This window comes from Frigoribacterium sp. PhB116 (genome assembly GCF_004364285.1).
GTDB lineage: Bacteria > Actinomycetota > Actinomycetes > Actinomycetales > Microbacteriaceae > Frigoribacterium.
The window spans coordinates 262,068-278,452 of the sequence record NZ_SOBE01000001.1 but is presented as its reverse complement, the minus strand read 5'-3'; the positions used below and the strand labels follow the sequence as shown (position 1 = coordinate 278,452).

Below are 16,385 nucleotides of genomic sequence, written 5' to 3'. Positions count from 1 at the left end.
TTCGTGACATAGTTCCGGGGTGCAACCAGGTGAGGACTCCTACGCGAAGTCAGAGACGGCTGGCCGTAGCCTCGAGCAGGCCAGGGCCCTCTACGAGGACACCTACAACGGGGACCAGTTCCGCACCGAGCGCAGCGGTCAAGACTTCTCCTACCGGTACACCAGCACCGGCAACGACGACATGACCCTCCGGTCCTCGACCTTCCTCGGGTCGATGCAGGGCACCCTGGTGCCCAAGGACGAGTACATCGTCGCGTGGATCACCGCCGGCGAGGGCGTCTACGACCTCGACGACGACCAGCTCGCCCTCGAGCAGGGCCGCCCCGTGGTGTTCCCGACGGGCAAGCAGTTCTCGTTCGACATGGTCGACTACCGGCAGAACCTCGTCCACTTCGACGCCTCGAGAAGGTCGCCGCCGAACACGAGGGCGCCCTCCCGGGCCCGCTCGTGTTCGACATGATGACCAAGCCGGACGACGCGCGTCTGAGGCAGTGGAAGCAGACCATCGGGACGGCGGCGAAGACCGTCCTCGGGTCGGAGCCGTCGCCGCTCCTGCACGCCGAGATCAACCGGATGACGGCGATCGCGATGCTCGACACCTTCGCCCACACAGCCCCGCGGGTCGACCCGGTCCTCCTCGCTCCGCGAAATGCACGCCTCCGGGAGGCGGTGGAGTACATCCACACCAACGCACGCCTCCCGATCAGCGCGACCGACATCGCCCAGGCAGTCAACCTCAGCCCCCGAGGCCTGCAGCAGGCCTTCAGTCGCCAACTCGGGGTGACCCCGACGGAGTACCTCCGCGGGATCCGGCTCGAGCACGTCCGCGCGGTCCTGACGAACATGCACCCCGACGCCGGCACCGTCGCCGACGTCGCCCGGGAGTGGGGCTTCGTCCACCTCAGCCGGTTCGCGGCGAGCTACACGGAGAAGTTCGGGGAGTACCCCAGCGACACCCTCAAGCGATGATCCCGGCGGGACGCCCGGGTGCACCCAGGAACCCCACCATCGGCAGCGGGGTCTGGGGTGCCCCCGCACCGTAGCCGCAAGCTGCCGCTGCATCTAGCTGCCCGTTCACGGCACCGTCACCGAGATGAGTTCCGGACCGCTACAACTCACTCGTGGCGATCACGACTCCGCGTCCTGGGGTGCCCGAGTCGCTCGGCACGACCGTCGTCAGCTGCGTCGCCCTCCTGGTGCTCGTCTTCGCCGCCCGACGACGACCCCTGGCAGACCAGCTCGCGCTTCGACTCAGCTTCGCGGCTCTGACCCTGCTCCAGATCGCCGTCAGCTCGATCATCCAGATCCGGACGTACTCCTTCGTCCGGGGCCTGGACGACGAGCTCACCTCGTGGTGGGGTGGATGGCTCCTCGAGGTCGGGATCAACCCCGCGGCCCACCTCACGCTGGCGGTGTCGCTCTTCCTCGTCGTGACGAGCACGCTTGTCCTGCGAGCTCAGCGGCACACGGTCGAGGGCGGTCCGTCATCGAACGGGCACACCCGCTCCGTGTCCTGGAGAACGTGATCGAGGGGTGTCGAGCGTACTGGCCCCGACTCGTCGACGGTCGGGCCGGTCCGGGAGTTCGTCGATGGGTCACGGCTGACGGATCGTCCTAGGGTCTCGTGGTCGGGACCCTGGGTCGAGTCCTCCAGGGGCGGGCCCGGAGCGGGCGATCCACCTGCCCGCCCCGGGATCCCGTCAGGGTGTGGGATCGAGGAGGCGCCCGGTCCACTCGCACAGCGCGGTGACGGCCCGGCGCGACAGGGTCGCTCCCGGCATCATGCTCGCCGACCCGTGGAACGCCCCCGGCCACACGTGCAGCTCCGCCTGCACGCCGGCCGCCCAGAGTGCGCTGGCCCAGGCGACGGTCTCGTCACGGAACACCTCGGCGCTGCCGCAGTCGACGTACGCCGGCGGAAGACCCGCGAGGTCCGTCGCGCGGCCGGGAGCGGCGTAGATCGACACGTCGTCACCGCCGCGGCGGTCGCCGAGGTAGGCGTCCCAGCCGAACCGGGTCATCTCTCGGTCGGCGACGCCCACGCCGTCGTACTGACGGGCGGAGAGGGTGGCGTCGCGATCGTCGAGCATGGGGCTCACGAGCACCTGCCCGACGAGGGACGGCCCCTGTCGGTCGCGGGCGAGGAGCGCCGTGCCGGCTGCGAGTCCGGCCCCGGCACTCTGGCCGACGACGATGACCTGCCCCGGGTCGACGCCGAGCTCGTCGGCGTGCTCGGCGACCCAGACGAGGCCGGCGTAGCAGTCCTCGACCGGGTACGGGTCGGGGTGCTCCGGGGCGAGACGGTAGTCGGGGCTGACCAGGACGGCGTCGTGCACGAACAGCCAGTCGTCGTACGAGTCGAGGTTGCCGAGGTGGTGGCCGAACATCATTCCGCCGCCGTGGATCGCGTAGGCGCAGGCCGCGGTTCCGGTGCGGCCGATGCGCTGCACGACCGCGAGGGCGATCGGGTCGCCGAGGTGCCCGGGAACGGTGACGCTGCGCCTCTCGAGACCGCGGGCGCGCAGTCCTTCGTCGAGCTGCGCCTCCGTCATGTCCAGCTGTCGCATCCGCGGCAGCATCGCGGTCTCGAGGCGGAAGCGGCCGCGGGCGTCCATCGCCTCCAGGAACGGCGCGAACTCGGGGTCGAACGGCGGGCGGGGCAGGGCGGTGATGTCAGGCACGAGAAGGCTCCTGGGTGGTGGGGGTGGAAGTGGTCGAGGGGGCAGGTGCAGTGGTGCTGGGGGCCAGGTCGGCGGTTCGTGCCCGGAGCATCCCGACCACGACGAGCACTGCGGCGACGGCGGCGAGGCCGAGGCCGGCCACCGTCAGCGCGTCCTGGAACGTCTCGAAGCGCACGGCCGTCCAGGTGCTCGTCGCGATGCTCCCGGTGACCATCGCGGCGACGATCGTCCCGGCCGCGGCGACCGCCGCACCTCCTGCGAGCTCGCTCGAGGTGTCGACGAGGGCGGCGCCCACCGAGGTGCGGTCCGACGGCAGCCCCGTCAGCACGGAGGCTCCGGCCACGACGCCGACGACGCGCATGCCCGCGCCGACGAGCACGAGAGCGACGAGCACCCAGACGTAGCCGTGACGGCTCAGGGCACCGAAGACCGCGAGGCCGGACACGACCGCGGCCGCGCTGACCCACGCCGCCCGGCCGAGGCCGACCCGCTGCACGAACGGCCCCACGAGGCGCCCCCCGGCCAGGAGCACGACGACCTGCGGCAGTGTGCCCACGGCGGCGAGGGCCGGCGGCCAGCCCCAGACGAACTGAAGCTGCAGCGTGACGAGGTACGACAGCCCGGCGACGGCGAGGCCCGACGCGGCCTTGAACGCGAGGCCGCTCGACACCAGGGGGCGGGAGAGCAGGTGCAGGTCGACCACCGGGTGCCGCGCCGTCCGCAGGCGCACGATGAACCCGGCCCCGCACGCGACGGTCAGAACGACCGCGGCCCACCCCCACGAGGAGGCGGTAGCCGGCCCGACGAGGACGGTCGGCGTCACGAGCAGTCCCGCCACGGTCGCGGTGCCGAGCAGCGCGCCGCCCACGTCGACGGGGTCTGGCCGCAGCCCCGCGGCGTCGTCCCGAGCGACGCCGCACCGGATGCCGACGAACGCCAGTACGGCGATCGGCACGTCGGCCAGCAGCAGCACCTGCCACGGAGCGACGGCGAGCACGAACCCGCCGACGGTCGGACCGACGGCGAGGCCGACGAGCCCCGCGGTCGAGATCACCGTGAGGGCCCGGACGCGGAGGCCCTCGTCGTCGAACAGCCGGAACGCCAACGCCATCGACCCGGGGGTGGTCATCGCGGCGGCGACGCCTGTCAGCACCCGGACGGCGACGAGCTGCTCGGTCGTCGTGACCGCGACGGTCGTGAGGCTCACCACGGCCAGCAACACGAGGCCCGTGAGCATGACGCGGCGTCGCCCCACCCGGTCGGCGACGGCGCCGAAGAGCAGCATGAGCCCGCCGAAGGCGACCGCGTAGGCCCCCGACACCCACTGCAGGCCCGTCGTCGAGGAGCCCAGCTCACGGCCGATCGTCGGCAGGGCGACGTTGAGGACCGAGGTGTCGAGCATCTCGAACAGGAACACCGCGGACAACCCGGCCAGGGCGATCCACGCGTCGGACAGCCGCGGAGGCGCATCGCCGGCGCGCAGGCGACCGCGGAAGACAGAGGTACTGGGGGACACGGGGTGCACTCCTTCTGGGAAGAAGTGGCGACTCGTTCGATGCCGCGTGCGGGTGCGTCGCAGAGCGCGACGCCTTTTACCTCAGTGATCGTGAGCGTACACGAACCGACGACCCGGCCGGAGACGGTCCGGCGGCACCGTGCACGAGCGCAGACGCGGGGCGACGACGAAGGAGGCGCGCCCCGGTCACCCGGGACGCGCCTCCTGCGATCGCACGGTCGCGCTACTTCTTCGCGGCGCCGGCCTTCGTCGCGGGCTTCACCGCGCTCTTGGTCTCGGTCGCGGGGTCCGACTTGGGCTGGACGACCGGAGTCACCTTCAGGAACCCGGCACGCGGGTCCTTCAGGCCGACGAGCGGCGTCTGGTCACGGCCGCCGAAGAAGTTCGTGATCCAGCCGGTGAGGATGCGCCACTTGCGGTTCAGCGTGGGCATCGCGTACAGGTGGTACCCGCGGTGCGCGAGCCAGGCCGGCACGTTCGTGACGGACACGCCCTTGAGCACGCCCGCCCCCTTGCCGATGCCGTAGCTCGCGACCGTGCCGAGCGACTCGTGACGGTACTCGGAGGCTGGGGCGCCCGAGAGCGCCGCGATCACGTTGTCCGCGACGGTGACCGCCTGGCGGACGGCGTTCTGCGCGTTCGGCGGGTAGTAGGCAGGCTGCTTCTCGGCGAGCAGGTTCGGCACCTGCGCGACGTCGCCCAGCGCCCAGACGCCGTCGAGCTTCTCGCCCTGCTCGGTCTCGACCTGCAGGGTGGCGCTGACGTTGACGTGGCCCTTCGGGCCGAGCGGCAGGCCGAGGTCGGCGACCACCGGGTTGGGCTTGACGCCCGCCGTCCAGACGATGGTGCCGGCGGGGATCGTCTCGCCGTCGCTGAGGACGACGTCGCCGTCGACGCACGAGGGCATCGTGGTGCCGAGGCGCACGTCGATGCCGCGGCCGCGCAGGTGGCCCAGGGTCCACTTCGAGAGCTCAGGGCCGACCTCGGGCGCGACGCGGTCGAGAGCCTCGACGAGGACGAACCGCAGCTCGTCGCGCGACAGGGTCGGGAACTGGTCGACGGCCGCCTTGGCGACGTCGTCGAGCTCGGCCATCGCCTCGACGCCGGTGTAGCCACCGCCGACGAAGACCACGGTGAGCAGCTTGCGACGCGTCGCGGCGTCGGTGACCGACGCGGCCTCGGAGATGTTCCCGAGGATGCGGTCGCGGACGTACTGCGCCTCCTCCACGCTCTTGAAGCCGACGCCGTTCTCGGCGAGGCCGGGCGTCGGGAACGTGCGCGTGACGGCGCCGAGTGCGACGACGAGCTGGTCGTAGGCCAGCACCTGGTCACGACCGTCGGCCGTGGTGACGGTGACCTTCTTCGCGGCCGAGTCGAGGCCCGTGACCCCGGCCTCGACCACGGACGTCTTGCGCAGTGCCTTCCGGAGCTGCACGGTCACGTCGCGCGGGGCGATGTGCCCGCCCGCGACCTCCGGCAGGAACGGCTGGTACGTGTAGTACGGCGACTGGTCGACCAACGTGATGCTGGCGCTCTGCGGCGGCCGGCGCTTCTGGAGCTCGAGTGCGGCGGTGAGCCCGGCGGAACCGCCGCCGAGGATGATGATTCGCTGTGTCATGGATGTGTTCCTCCCTGCGACGACCGTACTCTGCGGGCAGCGCACGGGTCGAGCCGCCGGGCCGGGCTCGGCGATGCCCGGCCGGGACCACGGCCGAGCACGACGTGGCCCGCAGGCACGACGACGCCCCGGCCTCGAGGAGGCGCGGGGCGTCGTGCGGGGGAGTGCGACCAGCTGCGTCAGCGGTCGGAGGGGACGTCCGAGTCGGTGTACGAGCCGTCGGCCTCGCCGTCGTGGGGGCCGGCGGTCGTGCCGCCGTCCTCCGGGATGTCGCTGTCGACGTACGAGCCGTCCGACTCGCTCGACGTCGTGCTGTCGTGCGAGACGTGCGTGTCGCCGTCGACGTGGCCCTCGTGGTGCTCGTGCTTCTCCGTGCTGGTGTGCTCGGTGTGCTCGTGCTGCTCGTCGGTGCCGTGGTGCTCGGTGCCCATGGGGTGCCTCCGTGTTAGTCGTGGCGGTCGGCGTCCTCGCCGCCCGTGCGGCTCACAGTAGACGGACGCCGCGCCCCGTGGGTCAGAACCCCTCGTTCTCCCGGGTCACGTAGGGCGTCTCGAGCCGGTCGAGCTCGTCGTCCGTCAGCCAGACGTCGGCGGAGGCGACGGCGTCGTCCAGGTGCTGCATCTTGGTCGCTCCGACGATCGGGGCGGAGACGACCTCCTGCTGGCGCACCCACGCGAGGGCGACCTGGGCGCGCGACACGCCTCGTTCCTCCGCCACCTCCGCCACGGCCGCGGCGACGCGACGATCGCCGTCCTCCTGCTGCTTGTAGAGGGTCTGGCCGAAGCGGTCCGTCTCGGTGCGCGCGGTCGTGGCGTCCCAGTCGCGGGTCAGCTTGCCGCGCGCGAGCGGCGACCAGGGGACCACGCCGACGCCCTGGTCGAGGCAGAGCGGGTGCATCTCCCGCTCCTCCTCGCGCTGCACCAGGCTGTACTGGTCCTGCATCGAGACGAAGCGGGTCCAGCCGCCGAGGTCGGCCGTGTGCTGCGCCTTCGCGAACTGCCACGCCCACATGCTCGACGCGCCGATGTACCGCGCCTTGCCGGAGCGCACGACGTCGTGCAGCGCCTCCATCGTCTCCTCGATCGGAGTCTCCGGGTCCCAGCGGTGGATCTGGTAGAGGTCGACGTGGTCGGTGCCGAGCCGGCGCAGGCTGTCGTCGATCGCGCTCATGACGTGAGCCCGCGACAGCCCCGCGCCGTTCGGCCCGTCGTTCATCCGGCCGTTGACCTTGGTGGCGATGACGACCTCGTCCCGCCGGGCGAAGTCGGCGAGCGCGCGGCCGACGATCTCCTCGCTCGTGCCGTCGCTGTAGACGTCGGCGGTGTCGAACGTCGTGATGCCCTGCTCCAGGGCCCGCCGGATGAAGGGCCGCGAGGCCTCCTCGTCGAGGGTCCACTCGTGCGCGCCCCTGGCCGGCACGCCGAAGCTCATGCAGCCGAGGATGACGGTCGAGACCCGCAGGCCGCTCGTGCCGAGTCTGGTGTGCTCCATGGTGTTCGTCCTCTCGTCCGGCCCGCGCTCGTGCGGGCCCTCACTCGTCGCCGCCGAGACTAGGCCGATCGCGGGCCGGACGGAGGCGCGGGCCGGCACCCGGAGGTCAGGGCCGGCCGCGCAGCACGCCGGCCAGGTGCGCGGTCGCGCGCCGCGCCTCCCTCGTCCAGGGCGCGCCGACGAAGACGTGGAACGCCCCGCGGTAGACGCGCAGCTCGCCACGCCCGTCGACCCGGGCGAGTCGCCGGGCCAGCTCCTTCGCGTCGGCGACGAACAGGTCGCGGTCGCCCTGGTACGTGAAGACGGGCGGGAGCCCGGCGAGGTCGCCGAAGAGGGGACTGACGAGCGGGTCGCGTCGGTCACGGTCGCCGGCCCACCAGGCGCCGGCGACGACCAGGCCGTCCCGTCCGAGCATGGGGTCCAGCTCGGCGAGCCACGGCACCTCGGGATCGCTCAGGGTCGCGTCGAGCCAGGGCGACACCAGCAGCACCGAGGAGGCGGCGGGCCGGCCCGTGTCGCGGTGCCGCATCGCCTGGGCGAGGGCGAGCGCGCCGCCGGCCGAGTCCCCGCCGAGGTGGACGACGTCGGCCCCCTCGGCGCGGAGGCCGTCGTGCACGGCGTCGAGCAGCCGCACCGCGTCGTCGACGTCGTGCTCGGGCGCGAGCCCGTAGAGCGGCACGGTGACCGTCACGCCGGAGGCGCGGACCAGACGGGCGAGCAGGGCCCAGTGGGTGCGGAGCGCCGGGTACACGTACGCACCGCCGCACGTCCAGATCAGGTGCGCCCCGGTCGCGCCCCGACGCGGGGTGATCCGGACGACGCGCTGCCCCTCGACGGTCGTCTCCGTCACGACGGCGACGCGGTGCAGCACCCGGGGGAACGGCGCGGCCTCCGGACCGCGCTTCGCGATCTCGCGCCGCACGCTCTGCTCGCTGCGCGTCGTGCGGGGGAACAGGTACAGCAGCGAGCGCGTGGCGGCCATGAGGAGCGACATGAGCCGACCCTACGGCTCCCGTCACTCACGGCGACAGTGACGGGACAAGGGAAAGGGCCCCGCCGAAGCGGGGCCCTTTCTTGACATTGTCTCAACCAATGTCGTGATCTCAAGGTATGGAACTTGCGATCGGTGTCCGAGGGGGGACTTGAACCCCCACGCCCTATACGGGCACTAGCACCTCAAGCTAGCGCGTCTGCCATTTCCGCCACCCGGACTGGATGGTGCCTGCCGAAGCCGACCACGAAACACTAGCACGGCCACGGAGGCACTCCTGACCACGGGCAGGAGGCGGTCGCCGGGTACCGTGGACCGCATGACGACGAGCGCTCCGCAGCCGGACCACCACGACCTCGACGAGACGGCCGTCATCGCGCGCGACCTGATCCGCTTCGACACCTCCAACTACGGCGGCGGCCGGTCCGAGGGCGAGGCCGACGCCGCCGGGTACGTCGCCGAGGCCCTCCGGGCCCTCGACCTCGAGCCGCAGCTCTTCGAGTCCGAGCCGGGGCGCGTCAGCGTCGTCGCCCGGGTCGAGGGCGCCGACCGCGCCAAGCCCGGCCTCGTCGTGCACGGCCACCTCGACGTCGTGCCCGCCGACCCGGCGAACTGGTCGGTCGACCCGTTCGCGGGCGTCGTCAAGGACGACATGCTGTGGGGCCGCGGCGCCGTCGACATGAAGAACATGGACGCGATGATGCTGACGTCGCTCGGCGACATCATCCGCTCCGGCGAGCGCCCCGCCCGCGACCTGGTCGTCGGCTTCTTCGCCGACGAGGAGGCCGGGGGAGTGCTGGGCTCGCACTTCCTGGTGAAGGAGCACCCCGAGCTCTTCGCGGGGGCCACGGAGGCCATCAGCGAGGTGGGCGGCTACTCGACCTACATCGACGGGCGTCGCTCGTACCTGCTGCAGACGGGCGAGAAGGCGCTGATCTGGATCACCCTCCGCACCCGCGGCACCGCAGGCCACGGCTCCCAGATGATCAAGGCGAACGCGGTGACGCGGCTCGCGGAGGCCGTCGCCGCGCTCGGCCGCCAGGAGTGGCCGATCGCCCTCACCGAGACGACGACGGCCCTGCTCCGCGAGGTCGCGCGCATCCTCGACGTCGACGTCACGCAGACCGCGCCGGACGAGCTCGTGCTGCACACCGGCACGGCGCAGGGCTTCATCCGCGGCTCGCTCCGCACGACGACGAACCCGACGATGCTGACGGCGGGCTACAAGCACAACGTGGTCCCCGACACGGCGGAGGCGCGGGTCGACATCCGCTGCATGCCCGGCCAGGAGGAGGCGGTCCTCGCCCAGGTGCGCGAGCTCGTCGGCGACGACGTCGAGATCGAGACCGTCCACACCGACATCGGGCTCGAGACGCCGTTCTCCGGCGACCTCGTCGAGGCGATCACGGACACCCTGCAGCGGCACGACCCGGGCGCGCCCGTGCTGCCGTACCTGCTGTCGGGCGGCACCGACAACAAGGCGCTGAGCCTGCTGGGGATCGCCGGCTACGGCTTCGCCCCGCTCCGTCTGGGGGAGGACATGGACTTCCCGGCGATGTTCCACGGGGTCGACGAGCGGGTCCCGCTCGACGCACTAGCCTTTGGCAGTCGCGTCCTCCGGGACCTCCTGGCGACCTACTGACACCCCCACCAGAAGGGCACCCCGCGTGGAGCATCTCCTCCAGGCACTCCTGCTCGGCCTCGTCCAGGGCCTGACGGAGTTCCTCCCCATCTCGTCGAGCGCGCACCTGCGCCTCGTCGGCCTCTTCTTCTCCGACCCCGACGCCGCCGCGGCCTTCGACCCGGGTGCGACGTTCACCGCCATCACGCAGCTCGGCACCGAGCTCGCCGTCGTGATCTATTTCTGGGGCGACATCACGCGGATCGTGACCCGCTGGTTCCAGGGGATCACCGGGAAGATCCCCCGCACCGACCCCGACGTCCGGATGGGCTGGCTCGTCATCATCGGCACGGTCCCGATCGTGCTGGTGGGGTACTTCGCGCAGGAGTACATCCGCACCGTCTTCCGCTCGCTCTGGATCGTCGCGATCGTGCTGATCGTGTTCGGCGTGCTGCTCGGCCTCGCCGACCGGCTCGGCAAGAAGACGGCCCGCTTCGACGAGATGACCTACGGCCACGGCATCGCCGTGGGCGTCGCCCAGGTGCTCGCGCTCTTCCCCGGCGTCTCCCGTTCGGGCGCGACGACCACCGCCGCGCTGAGCCTCGGCTACACGCGCCCCGCAGCGGCGCGGTTCTCGTTCCTCCTCGCCGTGCCCGCGGTCTTCGGCAGCGGCCTCTTCGAGCTGGTCCAGAGCTTCAGCGAGCCCGGCCCCTACTCGCTCGGCGAGACCCTGGCCGCGACGTTCGTGGCGTTCGTCGTCGGGTTCGTCGTGATCGCCTTCTTCATGAACTACATCTCGAAGCGCAGCTTCCTGCCCTTCGTCGTGTACCGCATCCTGCTCGGCGGCGTCCTGCTGGTCCTGCTCGGCACGGGCGTGGTGGCGGCATGAGGTCCTGGAACGCGCCCACGGTGCCGAGCCTGCCGGGCGACGGGCCGGTGCCCGCCCTCTGGGACACGGCCACCGCCTCCTTCGTGACGACCCGGCCGGTCGACGGCGCCGCGACCCTGTACGTCTGCGGGATCACGCCCTACGACGCGACGCACCTCGGTCACGCCAGCACCTACCTCGCCTTCGACTCGCTCGTGCGCGTCTGGCGCGACGCGGGCCTGCGGGTGACCTACGCGCAGAACACGACCGACGTCGACGACCCGCTCCTCGAGCGCGCCACGGCGACGGGCGTCGACTGGCGGGCCCTCGCCGCGTCGCAGACCGACCTCTTCCGCTCGGACATGGAGCACCTCGCCGTCGTCCCGCCGGAGCACTACGTCGCGGTGACCGACGTCGTGGGAGACGTGGCGGACGCCGTCGCGGGCCTGATCGACTCGGGCGTCGCCTACCGGGTCGAGACCCCGGGCTCCGAGGCCGGCGACGACGTCTACTTCGACGTCCGCGGCGCCGAGCGCGACACCTCTTGGCACCTCGGCCTCGAGAGCCGCTACGACGCCCCGACCATGGCCCGCTTCTTCGCCGAGCGGGGGGGAGACCCCGACCGCGCCGGCAAGCGCGACCCGCTCGACCCGCTGCTCTGGCGTGCGGCCCGTGCCGACGAGCCGTCCTGGCCGTCGTCGGTGGGCCCTGGCCGGCCCGGCTGGCACATCGAGTGCACCGTCATCGCCGAGCAGCACCTCGGCGCGACGGCCACCGTGGCCGGCGGCGGCAGCGACCTCGTCTTCCCCCACCACGAGATGAGCACCGCCCACGCCACGTCGATCACCGGCGAGCCGTCGGCCCGGCAGTGGGCACACAGCGGGATGGTCGCCTACCAGGGCGAGAAGATGAGCAAGTCGCTCGGCAACCTCGTCAAGGTGAGCGAGCTCGTCTCCGCCGGCCGGGACGCCCGTGCGGTCCGCCTCGCCATCACCGCGCACCACTGGCGGTCCGACTGGGAGTGGCTCGACGACGACCTCGCCGACGCCGAGGCGCGTCTCGAGCGCTGGACGGCCTGGGCGCACGGCGTCGGACCGCAGGAAGCGGGGGCGGGGACGACCCCGCTGCTCGCGCTCCTGCGCGCCGCCCTCGCCGACGACCTAGACACGCCCCGCGCCATCCGGGCCGTCGACGACCACGTCGCAGCCGGTCGACCCGCGACGGCCGTCGACGTCGACGCGGTGGCCGCCCTGCTGGGGATCGACCTCCGACGCTGACAGGTGCCTGCCCCGGGGCCGGGCGCGGCGTCGCCGATCTCCGACCCTGCAGGCATCCGTGACGGAAGCTCGCGACACATGGTCGCTGATATACTGACGGGGATGTCTGCCCCCGTCTGCCCCGCCGACGGGGACGAGACCGTCTGGCGCCCCGGCCCCCTCACCCGACGGCAGGCCCGAGGCGACGTCTGGCTCGCCGCGGCCCTCCTCGGCCTCGGGCTGGTGACCTGGTGGCTCGCGTCGGTCGCCGTCGAGGACTCCGACGTCAGCACGGCCCCGCCCCTCGAGGCGATCGCCTGGCTCGTCGCCCTCTGCGCGCCGACCGCGCTGCGCAGGCGCGCCCCGCTCTCCGTCATGGTGGTGGTGAGCGCCGTCCTCGTCCTCAGCCAGCTGCGCGGGTACCCCGACTCCACGGCGCCGTCCATCGTCGAGTTCCTCGTCGTCTACACGGCCAACGCGTGGGCCCGCTCGCGGCGGGCGGCCCTGGTCGGCAGCGCGGTCGTGACGGTCGCCGTGCTCGGCTGGTTCGGCGTCGCCGTCCTCGGCCCCCTCCAGCAGGGCGACCCGGTCCTGTCGTCGACCGTCGCCGGCGTCGTGTACTCGTTCGTCCTCAACCTGCTCTTCTTCGTGTCGGCCGTCTGGTTCGGCCGGTCGTCCCGGGTCTCCGCCGCCCGCCGCCGCGCCCTCGAGCGCGCCGGGGTCGACCTCCGTGCCGCCCAGGAACTCGTGGCCGACCGCGCGATCGGCGAGGAGCGCGCACGCATCGCCCGCGAGCTGCACGACGTCGTCGCGCACCACGTCGCCGTGATCGCCATCCAGGCAGGTGCGGCGCGACGAACGCTCCACCAGCCCGAGATCGCGAGCGGCGCGCTCGGCGCCGTCGAGTCCACGGCGCGCACCGCGATCGACGAGCTGGAGCGGATGCTCACCGTGCTGCGCGCCCAGGACGGCACCCTGCACGACGGCCCGACCGGGCTCTCCGCCCTCCCGCAGCTCGTGGCCGACACCCGCCGACTCGGCCTGGACGTCCGGTTCAGCACCCACGGCGAACGCTTCGACGTGCCCGACAGCGTCGGCGTCACCCTGTTCCGAGTCGTCCAGGAGGCGCTGACCAACACCCTGAAGCACGCCTCGGCCGGCGTCGCCGACGTCCGCCTGCGATACCGCGACCGCGCCGTCGAGGTCGAGGTGACCGACGACGGGGTGGGCGGAGCCGCCTCCTCGTCGACGCAGCAGCACGGCTCGGCCGGTTCGGGCCTCGGTCAGCGCGGGATGCGCGAACGGGTCGACCTGCACGGCGGCGAGCTGCACGTCGGCCCGCACGCCAAGGGCGGCTACCGGGTCCGGGCCGTGCTGCCCGCCGTCCGCACGGCGACCGTCGCCGCAGCCGAGGACCCCGCCCGGCCCCGCACTCGAGAGGCACCCGCACGATGACCGTCGACGCCCCTGCCCCCCACGCTCCCGACCCCGACGCCACGCGCCCGGTCAGGGTCCTCCTCGCCGACGACCAGGACCTCGTCCGCGCCGGCTTCCGGATCATCCTCGAGACCGCTCCCGACGTCGTCGTCGTGGGCGAGGCCAGGGACGGCCTCGAGGCCGTGGCGCTGGCCGCCTCGACGTCTCCGGACGTGATCGTGATGGACGTCGAGATGCCCGGCATCGACGGGCTGGAGGCGACGCGTCGCCTCCTCGAGGCCGCGGCGCCCGGCGGCCCGGCCGTGCTGGTGCTCACGACCTTCGGCCGCGGCGAGTACCTGTTCCGTGCACTGCGTGCCGGGGCCAGCGGCTTCCTGCTCAAGACGTCCAGCCCGGAGGAGCTGATCGAGGCGATCGCCGTCGTGCACCGCGGCGACGCGCTCCTCGCCCCCGAGCTGACCCGCCGGGTCGTCGCGGCCGCCATCGCCGAGGCAGTCGTGCCCGTGATCGTGCCGAGCCCTCGGCTCGCCGGGCTCACCGACCGCGAGCGCGAGGTGCTCGACCGCATGGCCACGGGCTGCTCGAACGCCGAGATCGCGCGTGACCTGTTCCTCGGCGATGCGACCGTCAAGACGCACGTGTCCAACGTGCTCACGAAGCTCGGGCTGCGCGACCGCACGGCAGCGGTCGTCTTCGCCTACGAGAACGGGGTCGTCGTCCCCGGCGACGGGCCCCGCTAGGGCGCCGGCTCCGCCGCCCGTCGGACGCGCCGGGTCTGCGCCGCCTCCTACGCTGGGGGCGACGGCCGACGACGGCTGACGCCACAGGGCAGCCCGGTGCTGCCCGGAGGGAGGGCCCGTGCTCCAGCTCGACCACGTCCGACGGTCGTTCGGCGGCCGGACCGCGCTCGACGACGTCTCGTTCGACGTCGCCGACGGGCGACTGACCGGCTTCGTCGGGGCCAACGGCGCGGGCAAGACCACGACGATGCGCATCGTCCTCGGCGTGCTCGCCGCAGACTCGGGCGAGGTCCGGTGGGACGGGGCCCCGCTCGGCGACGAGGTGCGCCGCAGCTTCGGCTACATGCCGGAGGAGCGGGGCCTGTACCCGAAGATGACCGTCGTCGACCAGCTCGTCTACCTCGCGCGGCTGCACGGCGTCGGCCGAGCCGCGGCGAAGCGCCGCTCGCTCGAGGTGCTGGACCGGCTGGGCCTGGCCGACCGGGCACGGGACGAGCTCGACAGCCTCTCGCTCGGCAACCAGCAGCGTGTCCAGATCGCGGCGGCCCTCGTCCACGAGCCACGGATGCTGGTCCTCGACGAGCCCTTCTCCGGCCTCGACCCGATCGCCGTCGACGTGGTCGTCGCGGTGCTCCGTGAACGGGCGTCGGCGGGGGTCCCCGTGCTGTTCTCGAGCCACCAGCTCGACGTCGTCGAGCGACTGTGCGACGACCTGGTCGTGATCGCGGACGGGACCGTCCGCGCCGCCGGGCCGAGGCACGAGCTGCAGGCCCGGTTCGCCCGGGCTCGCTGGCGCATCGTCGTCGACGACGACGCGGGCTGGCTGCGCGACGAGCCGGGGGTGACGGTCGTCGAGCTCGACGGCCCCGTGTCCCTCGTCGAGCTCGCCGCCGGGGTCGACGACCAGGCCGTGCTCGCGGCGGGGCTGCGGCGCGGGCCGGTGCGCTCGTTCCACCCCGTCCTGCCCCGGCTCGCCGAGATCTTCGAGGAGGTCGTCCGATGACGCCCGTCCGACCCGTCGCCGGCCCGGCCGCCGACCGCCGCGGGGCTCGGGGGCTCCTGTGGGTCGTCGCCCGACGCGAGATGGCGGTCAAGCTGCGCGATCGCGCCTTCATCGTCAGCGGCGTCGTCATGCTCGTGCTCATCGGTGCCGCGCTCGGCGTCCCGGCCCTGCTGTCGGGCGGCCCCGACCGCGTGGCGGTGCTGGACGCGCGCACCGCCGACGTCGTCGAGGCGGCCGGCGCGGAGGCCGTCGCGACCTCGTCGGACGACGAGGCCACGGCGGCGGTCCGCTCGGGCGACGTGGACGCGGCCGTGCTGCCGGATGCGGACTCGCCGACCGGGCTCCGCGTCGTGGCCCTCGAGTCCGTCTCGTCGGTGCTCGTGCTGGGCGTCAGCGAGGCGTCGCCGGTCGAGCTGCTCGAGCCCGCCGACGCCGACCCGCTGGTCGCCGTCTTCGCGCCGCTCGCCTTCGGCATCCTCTTCATGACGACGTCGTTGCTCTTCGGCCTCAGCATCGCGCAGAGCGTGGTGGAGGAGAAACAGACCCGCGTCGTCGAGATCCTCGTCGCCGCGGTCCCGGTGCGCACGCTGCTCGCGGGCAAGGTCGTCGGCGCCGCCGCCCTGGCGATCGCCCAGACGGCCGTCCTCGCCGCGGTCGCGCTCGGGGGCCTGGCGCTCTCGGGCCGGGCCGACGCGCTGCCCGCCGAGCTCCTGCCGTCCCTGGCCGCGGCCGTCGGCTGGTACGTGCCGTTCTTCGTCGCGGGCTTCCTGCTGCTCGCGGGCATGTGGGCCGTCGCCGGGGCCCTCGTGTCGCGCATCGAGGACCTGGGCTCGACGACGACGCCGGTCCAGCTCGTCGTGATGCTGCCGTTCTTCGCGACCGTGTTCGTGAACTCGCCCGGCCCGGCCTTGACCGCGCTCTCGTTCGTCCCGTTCAGCGCACCGGTCGCGATGCCGGTGCGGATGGTGCTCGAGGGCGGGGTCCCGGTCTGGCAGCCGCTCACGGCCCTCGCGCTGCTCGTCGTCGGCGCCGTCGCGGTGGTGCTGGTCGCCGCGCGCCTCTACGAGGGGTCGCTGCTCCGCACGGGCGGCACGACCTCGCTCCGCCAGGCCTGGCGTCGGCGCTAGCCGACGTCGCGCGCGGACCCCACCTGGAGCACGCCC

16 protein-coding genes and 1 tRNA gene are annotated in these 16,385 nt (G+C 72.9%); 10 read left to right on the top strand and 7 right to left on the bottom strand.

All coding sequences use genetic code 11. The annotated features are described in order from the left end of the window. The first annotated feature begins 19 nt into the window (after positions 1 to 19). The 3 genes from EDF20_RS01230 to EDF20_RS01220 all read left to right on the top strand — a co-directional run bounded on the left by EDF20_RS01230 (position 20) and on the right by EDF20_RS01220 (position 1,526). The gene (locus tag EDF20_RS01230; protein ID WP_133737475.1) at positions 20 to 460 is read left to right on the top strand and encodes a hypothetical protein; all 441 of its coding nucleotides are present in this window, start codon (positions 20 to 22) and stop codon (positions 458 to 460) included. Beyond that, a complete protein-coding gene (locus EDF20_RS01225; protein ID WP_133737474.1) occupies positions 457 to 969 on the top strand; it encodes a helix-turn-helix domain-containing protein in 513 nt (170 codons plus the stop codon). Before EDF20_RS01230 ends, EDF20_RS01225 begins: the two co-directional genes overlap by 4 nt. A gap of 152 nt (positions 970 to 1,121) precedes the next feature. Then, positions 1,122 to 1,526 carry a hypothetical protein gene (locus EDF20_RS01220; protein ID WP_133737473.1) on the top strand — a complete coding sequence of 135 codons (405 nt, stop codon included), beginning with the start codon at positions 1,122 to 1,124 and terminating at the stop codon, positions 1,524 to 1,526. 174 nt (positions 1,527 to 1,700) lie between these two features. Here the strand turns inward: EDF20_RS01220 and EDF20_RS01215 are convergent, their stop codons facing one another. The 7 genes from EDF20_RS01215 to EDF20_RS01185 all read right to left on the bottom strand — a co-directional run bounded on the left by EDF20_RS01215 (position 1,701) and on the right by EDF20_RS01185 (position 8,518). Continuing rightward, positions 1,701 to 2,681, bottom strand: a complete 981-nt coding sequence (locus EDF20_RS01215) for an alpha/beta hydrolase (RefSeq protein ID WP_133737472.1) — start codon at positions 2,679 to 2,681, stop codon at positions 1,701 to 1,703. Further along, the gene (locus EDF20_RS01210) at positions 2,674 to 4,197 is read right to left on the bottom strand and encodes an MFS transporter (protein WP_347876481.1); all 1,524 of its coding nucleotides are present in this window, start codon (positions 4,195 to 4,197) and stop codon (positions 2,674 to 2,676) included. Before EDF20_RS01210 ends, EDF20_RS01215 begins: the two co-directional genes overlap by 8 nt. Positions 4,198 to 4,420: 223 nt before the next feature. After that, complete coding sequence (locus tag EDF20_RS01205) at positions 4,421 to 5,815, bottom strand: NAD(P)/FAD-dependent oxidoreductase (protein ID WP_133737471.1); 1,395 nt, start codon at positions 5,813 to 5,815, stop codon at positions 4,421 to 4,423. A gap of 179 nt (positions 5,816 to 5,994) precedes the next feature. Further along, positions 5,995 to 6,246: a hypothetical protein gene (locus EDF20_RS01200; RefSeq protein WP_123545653.1), complete on the bottom strand. Its 252-nt coding sequence runs from the start codon at positions 6,244 to 6,246 to the stop codon at positions 5,995 to 5,997. Positions 6,247 to 6,328: 82 nt separating this feature from the next. Next, on the bottom strand, positions 6,329 to 7,306 hold the full coding sequence (locus tag EDF20_RS01195) for an aldo/keto reductase (RefSeq protein ID WP_133737470.1): 978 nt from the start codon (positions 7,304 to 7,306) through the stop codon (positions 6,329 to 6,331). A gap of 106 nt (positions 7,307 to 7,412) precedes the next feature. Further along, entirely contained in the window at positions 7,413 to 8,300 is an 888-nt protein-coding gene (locus EDF20_RS01190; RefSeq protein ID WP_123545649.1) for an alpha/beta hydrolase fold domain-containing protein, read from the bottom strand. A 133-nt stretch (positions 8,301 to 8,433) separates the two neighbouring features. After that, positions 8,434 to 8,518: transfer RNA gene (locus EDF20_RS01185), tRNA-Leu, on the bottom strand. 98 nt (positions 8,519 to 8,616) lie between these two features. Between EDF20_RS01185 and EDF20_RS01180 the strand changes: the two genes are divergently transcribed. From EDF20_RS01180 to EDF20_RS01150, 7 genes are all read left to right on the top strand, one after another. Beyond that, positions 8,617 to 9,939 carry a M20/M25/M40 family metallo-hydrolase gene (locus tag EDF20_RS01180; RefSeq protein WP_133737469.1) on the top strand — a complete coding sequence of 441 codons (1,323 nt, stop codon included), beginning with the start codon at positions 8,617 to 8,619 and terminating at the stop codon, positions 9,937 to 9,939. A gap of 25 nt (positions 9,940 to 9,964) precedes the next feature. Continuing rightward, on the top strand, positions 9,965 to 10,807 hold the full coding sequence (locus tag EDF20_RS01175; RefSeq protein WP_133737468.1) for an undecaprenyl-diphosphate phosphatase: 843 nt from the start codon (positions 9,965 to 9,967) through the stop codon (positions 10,805 to 10,807). Further along, positions 10,804 to 12,063, top strand: coding sequence for a cysteine--1-D-myo-inosityl 2-amino-2-deoxy-alpha-D-glucopyranoside ligase (gene mshC / locus EDF20_RS01170; protein WP_133737467.1), 1,260 nt, complete (start codon positions 10,804 to 10,806; stop codon positions 12,061 to 12,063). Before EDF20_RS01175 ends, mshC begins: the two co-directional genes overlap by 4 nt. 102 nt (positions 12,064 to 12,165) lie before the next feature. After that, on the top strand, positions 12,166 to 13,497 hold the full coding sequence (locus EDF20_RS01165; protein ID WP_133737466.1) for a sensor histidine kinase: 1,332 nt from the start codon (positions 12,166 to 12,168) through the stop codon (positions 13,495 to 13,497). Beyond that, entirely contained in the window at positions 13,494 to 14,219 is a 726-nt protein-coding gene (locus EDF20_RS01160) for a response regulator transcription factor (protein ID WP_133737465.1), read from the top strand. The genes EDF20_RS01165 and EDF20_RS01160 overlap by 4 nt, the downstream gene beginning before the upstream one ends. 118 nt (positions 14,220 to 14,337) lie before the next feature. Beyond that, positions 14,338 to 15,222 carry an ATP-binding cassette domain-containing protein gene (locus EDF20_RS01155; RefSeq protein WP_133737464.1) on the top strand — a complete coding sequence of 295 codons (885 nt, stop codon included), beginning with the start codon at positions 14,338 to 14,340 and terminating at the stop codon, positions 15,220 to 15,222. Next, positions 15,219 to 16,349: an ABC transporter permease gene (locus tag EDF20_RS01150; protein WP_133737463.1), complete on the top strand. Its 1,131-nt coding sequence runs from the start codon at positions 15,219 to 15,221 to the stop codon at positions 16,347 to 16,349. Before EDF20_RS01155 ends, EDF20_RS01150 begins: the two co-directional genes overlap by 4 nt. Positions 16,350 to 16,385: the final 36 nt, after the last annotated feature.